Annotated in this window: 19 protein-coding genes; 9 read left to right on the top strand and 10 right to left on the bottom strand. The window is 48.1% G+C overall.

Annotated elements, in window-relative coordinates:
- Positions 1-390: 390 nt before the first annotated feature.
- The 5 genes from L0U89_RS07455 to L0U89_RS07435 all read right to left on the bottom strand — a co-directional run bounded on the left by L0U89_RS07455 (position 391) and on the right by L0U89_RS07435 (position 5,152).
- Positions 391-861, bottom strand: a complete 471-nt coding sequence (locus tag L0U89_RS07455) for a sugar 3,4-ketoisomerase (RefSeq protein WP_234860955.1) — start codon at positions 859-861, stop codon at positions 391-393.
- Positions 824-2,296 (bottom strand): hypothetical protein, encoded by a 1,473-nt coding sequence (locus L0U89_RS07450; protein WP_234860954.1) that lies wholly within the window; start codon positions 2,294-2,296, stop codon positions 824-826. Before L0U89_RS07450 ends, L0U89_RS07455 begins: the two co-directional genes overlap by 38 nt.
- A gap of 172 nt (positions 2,297-2,468) precedes the next feature.
- Positions 2,469-2,972 carry a winged helix-turn-helix domain-containing protein gene (locus L0U89_RS07445; protein WP_234860953.1) on the bottom strand — a complete coding sequence of 168 codons (504 nt, stop codon included), beginning with the start codon at positions 2,970-2,972 and terminating at the stop codon, positions 2,469-2,471.
- A 296-nt stretch (positions 2,973-3,268) separates the two neighbouring features.
- Entirely contained in the window at positions 3,269-3,973 is a 705-nt protein-coding gene (locus tag L0U89_RS07440) for a DsbA family oxidoreductase (RefSeq protein WP_234860952.1), read from the bottom strand.
- 108 nt (positions 3,974-4,081) lie between these two features.
- The gene (locus L0U89_RS07435) at positions 4,082-5,152 is read right to left on the bottom strand and encodes a Fic family protein (protein WP_234860951.1); all 1,071 of its coding nucleotides are present in this window, start codon (positions 5,150-5,152) and stop codon (positions 4,082-4,084) included.
- A gap of 102 nt (positions 5,153-5,254) precedes the next feature.
- Between L0U89_RS07435 and L0U89_RS07430 the strand changes: the two genes are divergently transcribed.
- Positions 5,255-6,523 carry an aminotransferase class V-fold PLP-dependent enzyme gene (locus L0U89_RS07430; protein WP_234860950.1) on the top strand — a complete coding sequence of 423 codons (1,269 nt, stop codon included), beginning with the start codon at positions 5,255-5,257 and terminating at the stop codon, positions 6,521-6,523.
- A 2-nt stretch (positions 6,524-6,525) separates the two neighbouring features.
- Here the strand turns inward: L0U89_RS07430 and L0U89_RS07425 are convergent, their stop codons facing one another.
- Positions 6,526-7,926 (bottom strand): tetratricopeptide repeat protein, encoded by a 1,401-nt coding sequence (locus tag L0U89_RS07425; protein ID WP_234860949.1) that lies wholly within the window; start codon positions 7,924-7,926, stop codon positions 6,526-6,528.
- 530 nt (positions 7,927-8,456) lie between these two features.
- Here L0U89_RS07425 and L0U89_RS07420 point away from each other — a divergent pair.
- The 8 genes from L0U89_RS07420 to argH are packed head-to-tail and all read left to right on the top strand — an operon-like array spanning position 8,457 to position 16,836.
- Positions 8,457-9,134 carry a GNAT family N-acetyltransferase gene (locus tag L0U89_RS07420; protein ID WP_234860948.1) on the top strand — a complete coding sequence of 226 codons (678 nt, stop codon included), beginning with the start codon at positions 8,457-8,459 and terminating at the stop codon, positions 9,132-9,134.
- Positions 9,135-9,172: 38 nt separating this feature from the next.
- Entirely contained in the window at positions 9,173-10,369 is a 1,197-nt protein-coding gene (argG, locus tag L0U89_RS07415; protein WP_234860947.1) for an argininosuccinate synthase, read from the top strand.
- Complete coding sequence (gene argC / locus L0U89_RS07410) at positions 10,356-11,324, top strand: N-acetyl-gamma-glutamyl-phosphate reductase (RefSeq protein ID WP_234860946.1); 969 nt, start codon at positions 10,356-10,358, stop codon at positions 11,322-11,324. Before argG ends, argC begins: the two co-directional genes overlap by 14 nt.
- 50 nt (positions 11,325-11,374) lie before the next feature.
- Complete coding sequence (locus L0U89_RS07405) at positions 11,375-12,505, top strand: aspartate aminotransferase family protein (protein WP_234860945.1); 1,131 nt, start codon at positions 11,375-11,377, stop codon at positions 12,503-12,505.
- A 32-nt stretch (positions 12,506-12,537) separates the two neighbouring features.
- Complete coding sequence (locus L0U89_RS07400; RefSeq protein WP_234860960.1) at positions 12,538-13,488, top strand: Rossmann-fold NAD(P)-binding domain-containing protein; 951 nt, start codon at positions 12,538-12,540, stop codon at positions 13,486-13,488.
- A 31-nt stretch (positions 13,489-13,519) separates the two neighbouring features.
- Positions 13,520-14,320, top strand: a complete 801-nt coding sequence (gene argB / locus L0U89_RS07395; protein ID WP_234860944.1) for an acetylglutamate kinase — start codon at positions 13,520-13,522, stop codon at positions 14,318-14,320.
- A gap of 25 nt (positions 14,321-14,345) precedes the next feature.
- Positions 14,346-15,449 (top strand): M20 family metallo-hydrolase, encoded by a 1,104-nt coding sequence (locus L0U89_RS07390; protein ID WP_234860943.1) that lies wholly within the window; start codon positions 14,346-14,348, stop codon positions 15,447-15,449.
- 43 nt (positions 15,450-15,492) lie between these two features.
- Positions 15,493-16,836 carry an argininosuccinate lyase gene (gene argH / locus L0U89_RS07385; protein WP_234860942.1) on the top strand — a complete coding sequence of 448 codons (1,344 nt, stop codon included), beginning with the start codon at positions 15,493-15,495 and terminating at the stop codon, positions 16,834-16,836.
- 17 nt (positions 16,837-16,853) lie between these two features.
- Here the strand turns inward: argH and L0U89_RS07380 are convergent, their stop codons facing one another.
- The 4 genes from L0U89_RS07380 to L0U89_RS07365 form a co-directional block, all read right to left on the bottom strand.
- Positions 16,854-17,405 carry a hypothetical protein gene (locus tag L0U89_RS07380; RefSeq protein ID WP_234860941.1) on the bottom strand — a complete coding sequence of 184 codons (552 nt, stop codon included), beginning with the start codon at positions 17,403-17,405 and terminating at the stop codon, positions 16,854-16,856.
- Positions 17,406-17,520: 115 nt separating this feature from the next.
- A complete protein-coding gene (locus tag L0U89_RS07375; protein WP_234860940.1) occupies positions 17,521-18,042 on the bottom strand; it encodes a hypothetical protein in 522 nt (173 codons plus the stop codon).
- 14 nt (positions 18,043-18,056) lie between these two features.
- Entirely contained in the window at positions 18,057-19,352 is a 1,296-nt protein-coding gene (locus L0U89_RS07370; RefSeq protein ID WP_234860939.1) for a hypothetical protein, read from the bottom strand.
- Between the two features lie 11 nt (positions 19,353-19,363).
- Complete coding sequence (locus tag L0U89_RS07365) at positions 19,364-19,939, bottom strand: YceI family protein (protein ID WP_234860938.1); 576 nt, start codon at positions 19,937-19,939, stop codon at positions 19,364-19,366.
- Positions 19,940-19,960: the final 21 nt, after the last annotated feature.

Genomic DNA, 19,960 nt, shown 5'->3' with positions numbered 1-19,960 from the left:
CCAGTTCCTGAACCTTAATCTTCTTGAATTCCTCAGAAAAACACCTGTGTCTCCTGATCTCCAATTTTGATGCTCGCTTTTTCATACGGTTGACGTTTTTTTGTCAACCTATATCAGGCATGCACACTTGGTACTTGGTACATCGTACTTCGTACTTCTAACTTCGTACCTTGTACCCTCATCCCTGCTTCCTATCATCCATTCATCATTCCTCCCTACTTGGTACTTGGTACATCGTACTTCGTACTTCTAACTTCGTACCTTGTACCCTCATCCCTGCTTCCTATCATCCATTCATCATTCCTCCCTACTTGGTACTTGGTACATCGTACTTCGTACTTCGTACTTCTAACCTCGTACTTCTAATCTCGTACTTCTAACTTCGTCCTTTCAAACCATCCCTCCCCCTCTCTTCCACGCCAAGTACCCCTGAAAATCCCCCCAATAATCCTGCGGATCATAGGGATGGGAACACAGCACCAAGCCAATCGCGTCCTGGCTGAAATGCTGAACGGTCCGCCAAATGCCTTCCCGAATGATTAGTCCTTCATTCGCCTTGTTGAGTTCGACGACTTTCTCTGCGTGCCCATCCATCAATACCACCTCAAAACTCCCCTGTATGGCAATGATTAACTGTTGGTTCTCAAAATTGGCATGGTTCCCCCGGGCAATATCGGCCTGCCCCCTTTTGAAATAATACATCCTACGGATTGGAAAAGGCAACACTTCCTCCACCTCAAGACTCACCAAAGGCCCTTTCCCAGTATCCGTTTCGGGAAATTGGACCAATTTGCAATCATCTATTCGGGTATATGCCGCGCGCTCAAACATGGCCAGTCTCCGTTCTTGAGGCCTCAGCATCCTCCCCCAATTTGGCTTCCCGCTTGTAGCGAATCTTTCCATTCCATGCCAGCCATACCAGCAGCGTAAACACCACAGCCGCCCCAACATATACCTCCCAAGACATCATATGCCCAAAATGCATCCAATACCGTTGGGCAGGGAATTGTGAAAGCAATGAAAGGTTCTCTCCTCCCAAGGCTTCTTCCATACCCAAAACATTCAGCGGAAGCCAAGCCGCCGACAGCAGCAGGTTGACGCCTCCAATGACCAAGATATCTTTTTTCAAAAGGCGGTAGCGCTTGACGGCCTTCAAAATCAGCAGCACCAAAAAGGGATAAAATGGCAACAAAAACTGCGGCTCGGGATGCAGGATAAACACAAACATGAAGGTACAGGCCATGGCAAAGCCCATTCCCAAATTGGCCATCTCCTTCATCATCCTTGGGAAAAACACCATTGCCAAGGGCACCAAAAAGCCAAAGTATAGCGTATGCCCCACCAAGAAGTCCAAAGGAAACCGGAGGATCTCCGTAAAGTAATTCTCCGCTACCTCAAAGAAGAAAATATTGGCATTGCTCCCGGATAACAGAAAGATGATGAGGAAAAAGGCTGCCAAACTCAGCCAGAAAACCTGGAGCTTCCCCGCCTTCAACTTGCTCCTAAAAAGATCAAAACTCCGCTTCCACTGAATGGGATTCTTGATGAGGAAGGCGAGGAAATAAATCAACAATGCCACAATCGACAAGATATGCAGCGCCAACTCGCCTCCCCCATTGCCAAACCTGCCGGTCCAAATCCCGGTGGTGACAAGCACAACCAAAACAATGCAGCACACGATAATCGGATAAAATGACTTCGGCCTGTCGGATTCATATACAAGCAATTTCTCGCTCGGCATCAGCATGAGGAAAAGCCCCGTCAGGAACATACTCGGCCACACAAACCCTGCCACCAAGGAAAGTAAAAACAAACGTTGCCTTTCCACCCGCACAAAATAATTGACCTGCCCGATGCCCAGCATCATGGCCGTGAAGCCCGGATGAAAGGGATGGTACCACATATCCTTCAGCACCGCGAAGTTGACAAACAGCAGCAGAAAGCCCAACACGGTCAGGTTATCCCGCAGCCGTAGCTTTCGTGCCAAGGCAAAATACCAATAGACTCCCAGGGCAGCCATCAGGAAGTTGAGGATGACAATGCCGCGCAGCAAACCCTCATGGCTTTTGACCCATTCAAAAAGGGAAAAGGTCACATTGAGCACGGCAAAAGGCATGACCCTTTGCAGTTGGAAAACATTGTAGCTCTCATCCTCGATCTTTCCGAGGAAATCTTCGGCAATGCTCCTGTAAAAAAGACCATCGCCCATGGTTCCATCATTCACGGGGACTTTTTCCCCCACCATTTGGAACACAATCACAGCAAACAGCGATGCAATCAGAACAAATCTCAGCAACTTATTTCAGGTTTAAAATTTCCAATCAAATCCCTCGTACTTCTAACTTCCTACTTCACACTTGGTACATCGTACTTCTTACATTTCCCTCATACTTCTACCTTCGTACTTCACACTTAGTACATCGTACTTCGTACTTCGTACTTTGTACATCCCCCTCGTACTTCCGACCTCACCCATACACCATCACCCCCCCAATATCCTCGCCCATTTCCTCAAGTACCCTTACCTGTACCCGTCGATTGATTTTCTCGTAGGTTTTTTCCACCAAAAAATCCAAATAAGCCATGTCGATATCCTTGCCCAACAAAATCAGTTCAATCGTCCCCGAATCCACCCCTTGGGCATAATCGCCCACGATGTATGCCTTTTCCACATTTCCAAGGCGGCTGACCACCTGCTCCAACAATTGGTCCAAACCAAGAAATTTGGAAACCATGTTCCTGATTTCATTAAAGAAAGGATGGGACCTATTCGCCCGGTAGACCTTGGTCTTGCCATCATCTTCGGTCTGCAGAAGTCCGGCCTCCGTCAAACGGTTAAGCTCTACGCGGACTGAATTCGTCGACTCATCAAATTCCTTCGCCAAAGAGCGCAAGTAACCTGAATTGTCATGGGAGAAAAACTTCAATAAAAGTTTGATCCGGGTCTTGGAAGTAACGATGGAATCTAACACGTAAAAAGGATCTTGGGTGAGACAGTAAAGAAAAAAGCAACAATGAGGCTGGCACAGCTTCGCCCCCTCAATCACGGGTGATCATGATTGAGTAATTTTTTTACTCAATGAAGTCAAAATTAAAAGAGCTTTTCTAAATGCCAAACTGAAGACAAAAAAAATGGGGATTGGAACCCAAATGGTACCAATCCCCATAACCCTTGCCCTCCAGCGGGAGTCCTTTATTCCAAATTCTTCAGAAATCCTCGAGTCTGCAATGGGCGAAGGCTGTCAAGCAATTTGCCCATTACCAAGAATCAACAATTTCCGTCTATGTCGCAGCTGTTCGCGTCACCGCCCTGCATTTGCATGACAGGATTTGCCTTGACATGCTCTTCCCAGGCCTTCAGGATACTCTGGTCAAATACCTCCTGTGGCTGCGCCCCAGAGATACCATATTTGCGATCCAAAACAAAGAACGGAACACCACGCACCCCCATCAGGCGGGATTCATAAATATCACCTTCCATCTCTGCCGAAAAAACATCCGACTCCAGAACCTCAGGCGCCTTAACAACATCCAAACCAATCTCACCAGCCAGTCCCACCAGCGTCGCAAAGTCGTCAATATTTGACCCTTCCGTGAAATACGCCCTCAGAAGACGTTCCTTCATATCACCACCCCGCCCGATGGACTTCGCCCATTGCAACAGTCGATGCGCATTCTTGGCATTGGCCACCACGGTGCGGTCCATGTGATAGCTAAGGCCTTCGCCTTTCGCCATCTCCACGACCTGTTCGGTAATCTGTTGCGTCTGGGCCATCGACCAACCTTTTGTTTCGGAAAGGTATTGAAGTGTACTCTTGCCAGGGTCCGTCACCATATCCGGATTCAGCAGGAAGCTTTTCCAGACCACTTCAACATTGTCTGCAAATGGAAACTTCTCCAAGGCATTTTCCAGCCTGCGTTTCCCGATGTAACAAAACGGACACATGATGTCCGACCATACTTCTATTTTCATATCGCTAATAACAGATTTCAGCACCACAGGTTCCAAGTATTTCCAAAAATCCCATTCTCTAGCATCCAAAAAACAAACCCTGCCGGAACCACGTCCGGCAGGGTCGCCTCAGGTCATCTCCAGATGCTTTTGGAGGGAAAGCTTCACGGCATTACCGACAAGCAGGTAAAATACTTCCGGTTGATTGTTCACCTGCACTGCTTCCAATGCCTTGTAATACTCCATCCTAGAGGCATAATCCCCCTTTAGATTGGCAATGGTGTAGCCATGCTTTTGGAGAATCAGGTTCATGACAAGCCGGCTGGTACGGCCATTTCCGTCCACAAAGGGATGGATACTCACCAGCCTTTCGTGCATCTCGGCAGCTAGAATCACAGGGTGCATGATCCGCTTTTGGTTTTCATAATGCAGGAAGTAGTCCTCCATCAGCTTACCCAAGAGGTAGGGCTGGGGCGGCACATGGACACTGCCCGCAATCCGCACAGGCACATTCCTGTATTTCCCAGCATTCTCCCGATCAATACCTTTCAAGATCAGGTAGTGGAGTTCCATCAGTACCCTTGGGCTGAAGTCGAGCGCATCCCCGACCAACTCCTCCACATATTGAATGGCCTCAGCATGGTTGATGGCCTCCAAATGCTCACGCAGGGATTTCCCGCCCACGGTAATCCCCTCATTCACCACCAGATGGGTCTCCTGCAAAGTCAGCGTATTGCCTTCGATGCGGTTACTCTCGTAGGTATACTCGATGTGGAAAAACTCCTTCATCTTCCGCAATTGGGTCTGATTGAGGGGTCTCTTGGCTTGCCATTCTGCCTTGAGCACATCTATCTCCGCCAACAAAGCCTTGACCTTTGGGCTCAAATCCTCCAATTGCAGGCTCTGCTTGCCCACCAAGTACTCTACCCGGCTCTCTGCAAGGGACAATACCTCCAGCGCGTCTTCCTCATCTTCCAGAAGCTGATAGACTTTCTCTGCCAACCAAGCCTTGCGCATTTCCGCAAACGGAATGGACAAAGCGCTAGCCAGCAGCCTCACCTGTTCTTCGGTAGGCAGTCTATTCCCGTTTTCAAACTTGGAGACCAAGGCGGCATCTATCCCACAGTTTTGCGCCAACTGACGGACAGAAAGGCCATTGTTTTGGCGATTCTCCAGCAGGATTTTGGCAAGGGTCTTCATCTCTAATTGTTGACATAAATTCTGTTGACAAATTTAGTCAACTTTCCCGAGGATCTTCATTTTTCCAAGTTTTTTTTTCATCTTAGAAAAAATTTCCCCGGCATGAACAAGAGAAGTTTCCTGAAGCGTTTGGCCTTGACGGGCATCGCATCCACACCTGCTTTCCAGTCGATTTCCAAAACCCTGCAGGATTACGCCGAAGTCACTCCTGCAACATTGGCAAGTGATGAGGATTTCTGGGCGAAAATCAGATCAGGCTACCGTCTCAAAAACGACTACATCAACCTGGAAAACGGCTATTATTGCTTCCTACCCCAGGAGATTTTGGAACACTACATCAACCACATCAGGGAAATCAACTACCAGGGCTCTTGGTACTTCAGGACGGTTCAATGGGACAACAAAGACAAGGCCGCGGCTCGTTTGGCAGGGGAATTCGGGGGAACTCCCGATGAGGTAGCAATTACCCGAAACGCTACCGAATCGCTCGACATCATCATCTCGGGCTACCCTTGGCAGCGGGGAGATGAGGCCATTTTTGCCCACCAGGATTACGGCAGCATCAAAAACATGTTTGAACTGGCTGCCAGACGCCACGGCATCGTCAACAAAATCGTTGACGTCCCACTGCTACCCAAGTCAGACGAGGAAATCGTAAAGGTCTACGAAGACGCGATCACGCCACGGACCAAGCTTATCATGGTCAGCCACATGATCAACATCACGGGACAAATCCTTCCCGTCAAAAAAATCGCAGATATGGCCCACGCAAAAGGCGTCGAGGTCATGTTGGACGGGGCACATTGCATCGCACATTTTCAGTTCAAGATCGAGGACACAGGCTGTGATTATTATGCCTGCAGCCTTCACAAATGGCTCTCGGTCCCGATTGGCGCAGGTTTGCTTTATGTCAAGAAAGACAAAATCAACAAGATTTGGCCGCTCTTGGCACCCTACGAACTCGATCACGCCAACATCAAAAACCTCAACCACACAGGAACCCATCCCGTGGCGACGGACTTGGCTGTCAACAATGCCTTGGATTTTTACCAAATGATCGGTGGAGCACGCAAGGAAGAAAGGCTCCGATACCTGCAAACATATTGGTCCGACCAAGTAAGGGACATTCCCGGCATCATGGTAAATACCCCTGCTGACCCATCAAGGGCCTGCGGAATCGCCAATGTCGGCATCAAGGGCATGGATCCGGGAGAAATGGCCAAGACCCTACTCGAAAAATACAAAATCTACACTGTCGGCATCAATTACGCAGGTGTAGTCGGCTGTCGGATTACACCAAATGTCTATACTTCCACCCAAGAATTGGACAGCTTTGTCAAAGCGTTGAAGGAGATGAGCAAAAACGCCTGAACTTAGAGATTACCCATCAGATCCTCCGCTTCTTCACAGCCCTTGTCCAGTGCATTTTGGAAATAAACCTTGGCACGGATCGGATTTTGGCTCTTCACAAACAATTTTCCCAAGGCAAGGTGGATCTCACAGTCATCCGGATACAAGCTGATGGAAACCGTGTAGTCCTCGATGGCGCGATCAAGTTTCCCTTGAGATTCGAATATCGCAGCACGCAGGTCATAGTAGGACGCATTCCGTGTATCCATTGCCATCGACTGCTCGATCAATTCCAGTGACTTCTCAAGATTCCCCAAGCCGAAATAAGCTTTGCTGAGATTGTAGTACGCATCCACATCCTCATCGTCCAAGGTCAAGGCCTTCTCAAAGTCATTTTTCGCCTCTTCGTTAGCTTCCATACTCAGGAATGCCAAGCCACGGTTATAGTACGAACCATAATCGGCCGCATCCAAGGCGAGACATTTGGAATGATACTCAACCGCTTTTGGATGATTTCCGAGTATATCGTAGCAATTGCCAATTTTGCTCAACACCGTCACGGTGTTTTCACCAAGCGACTCGGCCTTCAAAAAATACTCCAAAGCCTTTTCATAATTCCTTTCCTCGTAATAGGTAAAGCCAATGTTGTAGGGAAAATCAGGATCCTTATCGTCCATTCGCATTGCCTGTTCAAATGAAGTCCGGGCTTCCTCCTGCTTGCCAAGTTCATTCAAAATCAGCCCCTTGAGATTATGCGAGCCAACATATGCTGTATCAATCTTGATAGCTTCATCCACATCCGCCAAGGCCAACCTATAATCCCGCAATTGATATTTGGAAAAGGCCATATTGTGAAATGGTCTATGGTAGTTTGGAAGAATTTCCACCGCTCTATAAAAATCCGAGATCGCACGGTAATAATCCTCGTTCCGGAAATAGGCCACGCCTCGTTGGTTGTAATATTCCGCCTTCTTGGGATTGATCTCAATCGCAGAATTATAGGCAGAGATGGCTAAATCTGTTTCGCCTGCGTTCAAATGGGCTTCGCCCTTTTTGAAATACTCAGTTTCCTTCTCCTTATCGTTTTGGGCTTTCTTAACAAATAACTCCATGAAAATCTTACAGTCCTTTGCCAACTTCATTCCAACCTCCTCGCCGAGCTTCCTAAAGGCTTCTGAATCATAGGAAACAAAGTTTTCACCATATATCTCCTCAATTGCCTCGAGATTTTCCTCAAAAACAGCCTCAATACACTTCGCCAAATCCTCTTCAGGGTTTTCACTCGGGTTCATTTTCACCAAATCAGTAACACAGGTACAGGCCTCCGTCGCGAGAAATTCAACGAGATCCTGCGCCTTTGCGGCGACATTTGTCAGTGTTAAGAATAGGATCAAAACAATGATCTTGGAGAAATTTTTCTTCATGGGAGTGGGATGATTTTTTCTTAGTGCTGAACGGGATTTACCGTCCAATAATGCTACAAAAAAGCACTCAGAAATACCAAGTTTTCCCGGATAAAATTTTAATGATTAGTTTACAATACTAAAAACCTTCAAACCTTATCTTCCAGACTAAGGATTCGACTCAATTAGTATTGATTTCTTGCCTTTTTCACAAAAAAATAAGCCCTTGAGTACCATTCCTCAAACGCCTCCTCCTTTGAAATAAATAATCGAAAAAAAAGCTTGCTAATTTTTCCAAACCTTTCAACATTTGCACACGTTTTCAGAAAGCATGTCTAACCTAGTTGCCATAGCATCCCTATCAAACGCAGATTCCTATCAGGAGCATACTGCTGCTATGCCATTTTTTGCTCCCTTGAGGAGGTTTAGGTCCAGATCCAGGGCATAGTCCCTGCAATACCCCTTGGTGTCCTACGTGGATAACCTGCCCCAGCCAGTTTCCTTCCAATTTTCCAAAATCTAACACGTTCATCCATTACCATTGGACCAAAATGGAAAACCCTTCATTCATTATCATACCTGCGACCGAAGCCCACTTGGCATACGCCGAAACCATCACCACAGAGATGGAAGAATCCGCAAAAGCAAGGGGAACAGGCATTGCCAAACGCTCTCCTGAATACATCAAGCAGAAGATGCGCGAAGGAAAAGCAGTGATCGCCCTGACGACAGAGGGAGTGTGGGCCGGGTTCTGCTACATCGAAGCCTGGGGGCACGGGAAGTTCGTCGCCAACTCCGGACTCATCGTCTCTCCCCCGTTCAGAAAATATGGCTTGGCAAGATTGATCAAAGGCGAGATATTCAAACTCAGCAGGACAAAATTCCCGGATGCCAAAATATTTGGCTTGACCACTGGGGCAGCCGTGATGAAGATCAACTCGGAGTTGGGCTATATCCCCGTGTCTTATGCCGACCTCACAGACGACGAAGAATTCTGGAAAGGCTGCAACAGCTGCGTGAATGTGGAGATCCTGAAGTCCAAAAATCGCCAAAACTGCCTCTGCACCGCCATGCTATATGATCCCAGCAAAAAGGCGAAAACAGAAGAGGTGGCCTTGAGAACAGATTTCAAGAAAAACATCAAGCTCTTTGAGCGTTGGACGCAACTCAAGAAGTATGTCATGCTCAACCTCAGAAAAACAAAAGACAAAACTTTAAGCCTATTTTAAACCTGCCGCCTGAGACAGGCGACACATGACAAAAGCCGATGAAAAAAGTAGTATTAGCCTATAGCGGTGGATTGGACACCACGTTTTGCGCACTCCATTTATCCAAGGATTTGGGATACGAAGTCCACGCCGTATTGATCAATACGGGTGGATTTTCCGCACAGGAGTTAGCCGATATCGAAAACAGAGCCAATAGCCTTGGTATAGCTTCCTTTAAGGTTTTGGATGTGACCAAGGCCTATTACCAAGAAGTGATCAAATATTTGGTCTTTGGCAATGTCCTGAAAAACCAGACCTACCCACTTTCTGTCAGTGCGGAGCGCATACTTCAGGCCAAAACATTGGCCGAATATGCAAAAAACATCGGTGCAAAATGCGTCGCACATGGCAGTACCGGTGCAGGCAACGACCAGGTACGCTTTGACATGATCTTCCAAACCATCGTGCCGGATATCGAAATAATCACGCCCATCCGCGACCTCAAGCTCAGCCGCGAGCAGGAGATCACTTACCTGAAGGAACATGGCGTCGTCATGAACTTCGAAAAAGCTGCCTACTCCATCAACAAAGGCATTTGGGGGACGTCGGTCGGAGGCAAGGAAACGCTTACTTCCAACCTGACCTTACCCGAAAGCGCTTGGCCTACCCAAGTCAGCAAAACCGAGCCTGAATCCATCCAAATTGGTTTTGAAATAGGGGAAATCTCCGCCGTCAATGGGGTTTCCTACGACAACCCGGTCGATGCAATCCTGAAGATCCAAGAAATCGCAGGTCCCTTTGGCATTGGGCGAGATATCCACGTCGGTGATACGATCATTGGCATCAAAGGCCGTGTGGGTTTTGAGGCTGCAGCGCCTTTGATCATCATCAAGGCCCACCAACTCCTAGAAAAGCATACGCTCACCAAGTGGCAAACCTTCTGGAAAAACCAACTGTCGGAATTCTACGGCAACCACTTGCATGAGGGGCATTACCTGGATCCCGTGATGCGCAACTTGGAGGCATTTCTCCAAAGCACACAGGAGTTCGTCTCCGGTACTGTTCAAGTACAGCTCCACCCCTATCGCTTCCAATTGGTCGGCATCGAGTCCAAACATGACCTGATGGCATCCAAGTTTGGCAGTTACGGAGAAATGAACAAAGGCTACACGGGCGAGGACGTGAAGGGCTTCACCAGAATCCTTGGTAACCAAATGGCCATCTTCCACCAAGTCAATCGCCATGAAGAAGATTAAAACCGCGGTCATTGGCGCTGCAGGATATACGGGCGGGGAATTGTTGCGATTACTCGTGCACCATCCCCATGTGGATTTGGTCTATGCCCACAGCAACAGCCAAAAGGGTAAAAAAGTCTCCGACCTTCATCCCGATTTGATTGGAGACACCGAATTGGAATTCAGCGGAGAAGTCATCACCGAGGGTATTGACGCGGTTTTCCTGGCATTGCCGCATGGCGCCACCAAGGGATTCTTGGAGGAGCATCCTTTTGGTAAAGACACCGTGATCATTGACCTGAGCACGGATTTCAGGAATGAAAGCAACGGCTTCGTCTATGGCTTGCCCGAGATCAACAAAGAGAAAATCAAAACCTCCAAACGAATTGCCAATCCCGGATGCTTTGCTACCGGCATCCAATTGGCATTGGCTCCTGCTGTAGCAGCGGGCTGGGTGAATCAGCCCGTTCATATCAGCGGGATTACAGGCAGTACGGGAGCCGGAAAGGGATTGAGCGAAACCACCCACTTTAGCTACCGGAGCGGAAACATGTCGGTGTACAAGCTCTTCACGCACCAGCATTTGAAAGAGATCAAACAGACCTTCGGGCAAATCCGCCCCGGTTTCGACTCAGAATTGCTCTTTGTGCCCTACCGGGGAAATTTCACCCGTGGTATCTGGGTGACAGCGTACTTGCCTTTTGAGGGAGACCTGTTGGATGCACTGTCTATTTATGAATCGTTTTACAAAGACGCTCCATTTACCCATGTTTCCCACATAGATATTGACCTCAAACAGGCCGTGAATACCAACAAATGCATCCTCCACCTACAAAAGGAAAAGGGGCAACTGGTCATTTATTCCGCCATTGACAACCTGCTCAAAGGTGCCTCAGGCCAAGCCGTCCAAAACTTCAACCTGGCTTTTGGCTTGGATGAAAGGTCCGGACTAAACCTCAAGGGCATCGCATTTTGACCCCATGGTCTGTGTGCGCACCGACCACATAAAAACAACCTCTACCTACCATGAACCTATTTGACGTATATCCCCTCATCAATGTCACCCCGGTCAAGGCACTTGGTGCCAACCTGTGGGACGACAAGGGCGAGGAATACCTGGACCTCTATGGAGGACATGCCGTTATTTCGATTGGACATACACATCCGCACTACGTAAAGCGTATCAAAGACCAGCTGGACCAGATATCCTTCTACTCGAATTCTGTCCAAATCCCCATTCAGAAGGAGTTTGCCGAAAAGCTCGGCAACATGTCAGGCTACCCGGATTTCCATTTGTTCCTATGCAACTCCGGCGCCGAGGCCAACGAAAACGCATTGAAGCTTGCTTCTTTCGCCACAGGAAAATCCGGAATAATCAGCTTCTCGGGAGCCTTCCACGGGAGAACCTCCGGAGCGGTCGTCCTGACGGATAATCCAAAAATCGTCGCCCCTTTCAACCAAAGGTCTGATGCTTATATTCTCCCTTGGGGAGATATCGATGCAGTAGAAAATCAACTGCGTCAGGGAAACATCGCAGGTATCATCATTGAAGGCATTCAGGGTGTCGGTGGAATTCAAGTCCCCGATCCTGGTTATCTAAATTCCCTTGCCACTTTGGCTAAAGAATACGGGGCCAAACTTATCCTCGATGAGGTACAATCGGGCTATGGTAGAACAGGTCGCTTCTTTGCCCACCAATGGGTAGAGGGCCTAGTGCCTGATCTCATCACCACGGCTAAGGGAATGGGCAACGGTTTCCCTATTGGAGGAGTTCTTGTTCATCCAGAATTCAAGGCGAGCCACGGTCTATTGGGAACGACGTTTGGAGGAAATCACTTGGCCTGTGCGGCTGGGTTGGCAGTTTTGGAAGTATTGGAAAATGAAAACCTCCTTCCCCATGCCGAAGCTATGGGCGAGTATTTGCTCAAGGAACTCGCGACGATACCGGCGATCAAGGATATCCGGGGAAAAGGACTCATGATCGGCATTGACCTGGATCGGGACGCGGGGCCAGTCAGGTCGGAGTTGGTCAGCAAGTACAAAATCTTCACTGGCAGTGCCGCCAAAAAGCAGACGATTCGCCTGCTTCCACCCCTGAATATTGGCCAAAATCAGCTATATTCGTTGATACAAAGCCTCCAACAAATCCTGAACTGAAGCCATCCATCTGGCTTTGCAAAAATACCATGATCAAGCATTTTACCCAATTTGAAGATAAACAAACCGCAGATTCGCTGATTGACTTGGCGCTAGCCTACGAAGCAAATCCCCGTATGCATGCCTCCAAAGGAATCGGAAAGCGGATCGGTTGCATTTTCCTGAATCCTTCCCTTCGTACGCGTGCAAGTACCCAAATCGCCGCGCTCCAACTCGGCATGGAGCCCATCGTGATGAACATGGACAAGGAAGGCTGGGCACTCGAAATGCGGGAAGGCGTGACGATGAACAAGGGTACCGTGGAGCACATCAAAGACGCCGCGGGGGTATTGGGTAGTTATTTCGACATATTGGCGATACGGGCATTCCCGACCCTGACCAACAAGCAGGAGGATTTGGAGGATTTTGTCTTCAACCAATTCATCAAGTACTCAGGAGTACCTGTCATCAGCTTGGAATCGGCAATCCGTCATCCGCTTCAAAGTCTTGCCGATATGATCTCGATCAAGGAAAATATCAATGAGGGCAAAAAGGTGAAGGTAGTCCTCACATGGGCTCCACATATCAAAGCGATTCCGCACGCAGTTGCCAATTCCTTTTCGGAATGGGCTTTGGGCTGTGGATATGACCTGACCATCACACATCCGACGGGCTACGAATTGGACACGAAATTTACCCAAGGGGCCCAAATCGAACATGACCAACAGGCAGCTTTGGAGGGGGCTGATTTCGTCTATGTCAAAAACTGGTCAGCCTTCAACGATTACGGCAAAATCCTCAGTACCGACGCCACATGGATGTTGACGGAGAAGCATCTCAGACATGCCAAAAAAGCCAAAGTCATGCATTGCCTCCCCGTCAGAAGAAACCTGGAATTGTCGGATGAAATCCTGGACGGGCCGAGAAGCCTCGTGCAAGTGCAGGCCAAAAACCGGATCTTTGCCGCACAGGCCGTGATCAGCAGCATCCTTGACGGCATTTAGAACAAACCTCAAACCTAAGCACTATTTTTCCATGACCATCAGCATCATCAAGATCGGAGGAAATGTCATCGACTTTCCAGAAAAGCTCGATGAGTTCTTATCCATTTTATCAAAATTTCCAGGCAAAAAAATCCTCGTACATGGCGGGGGAATCTTGGCGAGCAAGTTTGGGGAAAAGATCGGAATCATCCCTAACATGGTCGATGGCCGACGCATCACGGACAAGGAAACCTTGGACTTGGTGACCATGGTATATGCCGGATTGATCAACAAACAAATCGTCGCCAAGCTCCAAAGCCTCAAACAAAATGCCTTGGGCCTAACCGGTGCCGATGGCAACTTGATACGCTCCGAAAAAAGGCCGGTCAAAACGATCGACTATGGCTTTGTCGGCGATGTGAAGGAAGTGAATGTCGATTTAATCGAAAAACTTCTTTTCCAAGAAATCCTGCCGGTCATTTGCCCGATCACACATGACAAGAAAGGGCAATTGCTCAACACGAATGCCGACACGATCGCCTCGGACTTGGCCACCAACCTGGCAAAGAAATTCAAAGTCAACCTGTATTTCTGCTTCGCCAAGGCGGGTGTGCTCATTGACGAACACAACGACAATACGATCATCCCGATGATCAATGAGGAGATTTATGCCGAACTGAAGAAAGAGAACGTCATCCACTCGGGCATGATACCTAAACTGGACAACGCCTTCGCGGCGTTGGAAAAAGGGGTGAACTTTGTTTGGATTGGCAAGGCAGAAAACCTCTTGTTGGCGGCCAAAGGCAAACTTTCAGGAACTACGATTGAAAAGCAAAAGTACGATTTGTATTAAAGAACCATCCAAATCAAAACCAACGTTGAACTACCAGACTGATTTACAAAGGCTTTTTGACGATGCGTTGGACCTCTTGAAGGGGCTTATCGCGACACCTTCATTCAGTCGGGAAGAAGATGAAACCGCTGATCTGATTGAGGCGTTTTTTTCCAAATCAAATATACCTGTCCAGAGAAAACGGAACAACGTATGGACGTGGAACAAACATTTTGACCCCTCGCTCCCTTCTATACTGCTCAATTCCCATCACGACACGGTAAAGCCCAATGCAGGATATACCCTTGATCCCTTTAGTCCGATTGAAAAAGACGGAAAGCTCTATGGCTTGGGAAGCAACGACGCCGGTGGATGCCTAGTCTGTCTGATTGCAGCGTTTCGATATTTCTTTGACAAGAAATTACCTTTTAATCTCTGCATCGCAGCCACTGCGGAAGAGGAGATTTCAGGAAAAAATGGCATAGAAAGTATCCTGGACGAACTGCCCCCTTTTTCCCTCGCCATTGTCGGCGAACCCACCCAAATGCACATGGCGGTAGCGGAAAAAGGGCTTTTGGTCATTGACGCGACGGTGAAAGGCAAAGCCGGACATGCGGCACGAGAAGAAGGCATCAATGCCATTTACCTGGCCTTGGAGGACTTGAACAAGATCAAGGACTACCAGTTTGAGCGGGTATCGCCCTTCTTGGGAAAAACAAAAGTCAGTGCGACAGTCATCCAAGCCGGCAGCCAACACAACGTCGTCCCTGATACTTGCACTTACACACTTGATGTGAGGGTGACGGACAGCTACACCTTAGAGGAGGCATTTGAAGAATTGAAGGGCTTCCTCAAAGCTGACTTGAGCCCGCGATCTTTCAGGCTCAAATCCTCCCAAGTCCCCAAGGACCATCCGATACTGAAAGTAGCCTCGGAATTGGGAATTGTATGCTTCGGCAGTCCTACCCTTTCCGACCAAGCGTTGATCCCCTATCCTTCCGTGAAGATCGGGCCCGGGGATTCGGCCCGCTCCCATACCGCCGACGAGTATATTGGCCTGACGGAAATCAGGCAAGGAGTTGAAGGATATATCCGGATATTGGAAACCTACATGGAAATGAGCAAATCCCCAGACACCTTATCACATTGAAAATCTTCTGCCTGAATCATTGGGCAGCCTTACACTCGGAATCATGAAACTTTGGCAAAAAAATACAGGATCAAAAAAGGAAGTCGAAAGGTTCACCATCGGCAGGGATCCGGAATTTGACATTTTGTTGGCTCCTTTTGACGTACTCGGATCGATGGCCCATGCCACGATGCTGGCAAAGATCGGCCTTTTGACAGATGCTGAGCTATCGGTTTTGCTCAAAGGACTCAAGGATATTTACCAAGAAATCGAAAACGGCCAATTCCAAATCCGGGAAGGAGTCGAAGATGTGCATTCACAAGTTGAGTTTCTATTGACTGAGCGATATGGCGAGGTGGGAAAAAAACTGCACAGCGGTCGTTCAAGAAATGACCAAGTCCTCGTTGATCTGAAGCTGTACTACCGCGCCGCAATTGCCGAAATCGTGGAGGCCAGCCAAGAGCTTTTCGATTTGCTGATTTCCCTTTCCGAAAAACACAAAAAAGACTTGATGCCGGGCTATACCCATACACAACTGGCCATGCCATCATCCTTCGGATTGTGGTTTGGATCATTTGCCGAGGGCCTGACCGAAGATCTAGGCCTGCTCGAATCAGCATACCGCTTGGCCAACAAAAACCCCTTGGGTTCGGCGGCGGGATATGGTTCCTCATTCCCCCTCGACAGGACACTGACGACGCAATTGCTTGGATTTGAAGATCTCCACCACAATGTAATCAATGCCCAAAACAGCCGTGGAAAAACTGAGCGGAATTTATCTTTTGCCCTGGCGGGAATCGCAGCGACATTGAATAAGCTGGCGACGGACGTGGTCCTGTTTATGAATCCCCATTTTGGGTTTATTTCCTTTCCAGATGATTTGACAACTGGCAGCAGTATCATGCCGCACAAGAAAAACCCCGACGTATTTGAATTGATCCGTGCCAAAACCAACCAAATCCAAAGTATTCCGAATACAATCAGCCTATTGCTGACCAACATGAGCACAGGCTACCATCGGGATCTTCAGTTGCTCAAGGAGGTGCTGTTTCCCGGTATCGAGCAAACTTTGGACTGCCTGCGCATGTGCACATTTATGCTAAAGGAAATCAGGGTCAAAACGCGGATTTTGGAAGATCCCTTCTACAAACATCTCTTCAGCGTAGAAGCAGTCAATGAGTTGGTACTTTGTGGGACACCCTTTAGGGATGCATACAGAAAGGTCGGCCTCGACATCGAAAACGGGGAATTCTATCCCGACCAACAAAAAGTCAACCATACCCATGAAGGCAGCATCGGCAATTTGAACAACGATGTCATCCAATCCAAAATGGAAAAATGCCTTATGCAATTTGGCTTTGAAAAAACTGAGAAAGCCTTGGCGGCACTGCTTGCGACCGGTGGCTAATTGACCCGTACCGAGAATTATCTACTAACCCGAAAACCAAGGAATATCTCCAATTTGAGAGCCTCGTCTACGGTCACAAGCCCACCCATTTTGCTGGGAGGCTCAAGGCCAAGGGTGGAAAATCCCATGCCGATTTGTGCTGTGACTCCTTCGGTGTTGCGCACGAGTTCCAAGTTTGGGAAATCCAATTTTTTCCCCACCATATTGACTGTAAGGTCGCAAAAGTATTTCGAATTACTGGTCCGTATATTACCTACCCTCACCCTTGCTTTAGGGAATTCCTTTGATTTCAGGGTCTTTTTGAAGTCCCTGTTGAGCATGAAGTTTCCGCAGCCAAAGTCATCCACGACGATATCAAAAACCAAATCAGGTGTCCTCGTGCTGAAGTCCACAAACAGTGTATCCCGAACATTCCGGTCCGAATAACGACAGGTAAATCCACCGATCGAAGTCCGCCCGTTCACGGCCACTCTCTTCTCCTGAATTACCAATTTCACTGCCTCATCCCGCGGCTGACCAAGGAATGAAAAAACAGCGCACAAACACATGATTAAGGTTGAAATACCCATGTACCAAAAATCGGGATTTTTCTACTTTCTGGATCAAACAGAATTGAATATAATTTTGGGCAAAACCTGAAGTCTTCAATAATCCTCAATTGAAAAGCTAGGCCTCTTTATTTTTCTAAAGCCCCAAAAAAATCGATAAATTGAGTTTCTCGTCTACTTTGACCAAGCCACCCATTTTGCTTGGGGCCTTCAGCTCCAATTGTTCAAAACTCAGCACCAACTCCCCTGTCAGCCCATCTGCGACGCGCTTGAGCACGAGGTCGGTGAAATTCAGTTTTTTCCCCACCAAATCCACAGCCAAATCGCAGGTGTAATACCCATAGTTTGACCTGAGGTTTTTGACTTTTACGATGGCTTGGGGGAATTTTTCGGCCTGCAGGGTTTTTCTGAAATCCCTGTTCAATAAAAAATTGCCGCAAGAGAAATCCTCTACAGGAACGTCAAAAACTATTTCCTTTACCTTGCCTCCTGCATCTAAAAAAAGCGTATCCTTCAAACCGATCTTGTTGTAGTCGCAGTTGAAGCCTCCCAGTGAGGTCTGGCCGCTCACCTGGATCATTTTCCGGGTCACGACCAAGGTTCTTTCTTTATTGGGAACCCCCACCAAGAGCAACAGGATCAGGAGAAGGATACGCATTGTTGATATTCGACTTAGAAACCGATTACACCTTCAATCATGAGGCCATTGAATCGGCCTTCGCGGAAGATGCTGGTGCTGGCGAAGTCGTTGTAGTTTTGGCTCACATACTCCAATTTGGCGAGGACGTTTTTGGTGACAAACCAACCGCCGCCTACTTGGATTCTATCCACACTGACTTCCAATCCTGAGCCAGCCAAAGGACCGCTCACTTGATTGTAGCGACCAGCTATATAGAACTTGTCATAGGTGCCAAATCTGTATACCAAGTCACCGCCGATGTTTTTCCAAGTCCTGTCTACAGTCTCGTTGGCTGCACGGCCTGTGGATTGCTCAAAGTTACCGAAAAGTTCCAAGCCACCGAATTTCACGAAGGGGTTGATCACCCAAGCAGTAATGTTGTTGGTTTGGCCAGGGTTGATACGACCGGAGGTGAAATTGGCAGATGTAGTCGCCAAAGTGTTTTCCATCACCAAATAGTACCTGGAACCTGCGCGGTCACCACCCCAAAGGGTATTTCTTGCAGAGCCTTTTGTAGTGTAGATAGAGCCAGTCAATCTCACTCTCAGGTCATCGCTCAATTGTTTGTCGTAACCTATTTTACCGATAAAGTTTGGCTTACGGTCATTTGGACGAGTCACACCACCTTGGATTTCTCCACCAGTCACACCGACCAATGCAAGGAATCCGTTGCTTTGGAAGAACAGGTCACCACCGACTTCAGTCGTGAAGGCATCCATGATGTAGTTGCCTACAAATGGGTTCCACATCGCGTTACCGTTGTCGGATCTCCTGAAGTGCGCATCACCGTAGTTGATTTCCATGTGACCGACTCGAAGTGTGAAATACTTATCAAACCATTCTGTATTTCCCAGATTCAAGAATCCCAATTTATCCACCTGGATGTATCCACCCTTTACCCAAGCTTCTGGATGGTGTCTGGATGAAAGATAGGAGATCAAATTCAATCTCAAACCATCAGCCAAAGCCACGTCGATGTTCAGGTTTGCAGTCGCCAAGTTTGTACCGCTACCGATTTCTATCAACTGGTTGAGGTTCACACCTTGTTGGTTGTTGACCACATCTGATCTGTTTTCGTGGCTGAGATTCTGCCACTGTTGGGCGAAGTGACCACCGATCCGGACTTTCATGCCCTCAAATTCGACTGTGTCGGCCTTACCTGTTTCAAAGATGTTGATACCTCTTTTGTCATAGGGTCTCCAGAATTGCATATCTCTCTGAAGGCCTTGCGCCATTGCGGAAATTCCCATCACCGCGAGCACTACCGTAGCAATCAATTGCTTTTTCATAATTGTAAAATTTAGTTTGTAGGTTGGAATGTTGTTTTGAATGAAATCGTTACTTCGTCTCTGGTTTTGACTGTCCCCATCAAAGCCGTAGGGGGAGTGATGCTGAACTCCGTAAGCTTGGTGGCCAAACTGCCCTCAAAGGTCAGCTTGTTGCCACTTTGGCTCATTTTCACGGGGATCGTTACCGGCTTGGTCACCCCTGCGATCGTCAAGTCACCCTTTGCTGTGTAGGAAGCGCCACTTCCGGTCAATTCCCGAAGCGCAAAGCGGATATCCTTATTCTTGCTGGTGTTGAGTGCTTTGTAGGCGTTGCTGTCCAAGCCACGGGTGCCACTCTTGAGCGTCTCGGCCTCCAAGCTGACGCTGAGGCTTTTGGCTCCTCTAAATTGTGTACCCTCCATGTTGAACATGCCTTCACCTTTGGCTGTATTGGAAACCATCTCCCAATCGTGAAGGGATGAACCTCCATTTATCTTAAAGGTGGGAGAAGCGGCAAGGGTGAACTTCGTTTGGGCTGAAAGGATCGAGGTGGAAATGCCTAGGGTCAGCGCCACTAGAAAAATCCGGATAGTTGTAAGTTTATTCATAATTCTGAAGTTTTGATGGTA

The sequence above is a fragment of the Mariniradius sediminis genome, from assembly GCF_021491425.1.
Taxonomy (GTDB): Bacteria; Bacteroidota; Bacteroidia; order Cytophagales; family Cyclobacteriaceae; genus Mariniradius; species Mariniradius saccharolyticus.
The sequence above is the reverse complement of the archived record's forward strand: the minus strand, read 5'-3'. Positions and strand labels throughout refer to the sequence as shown.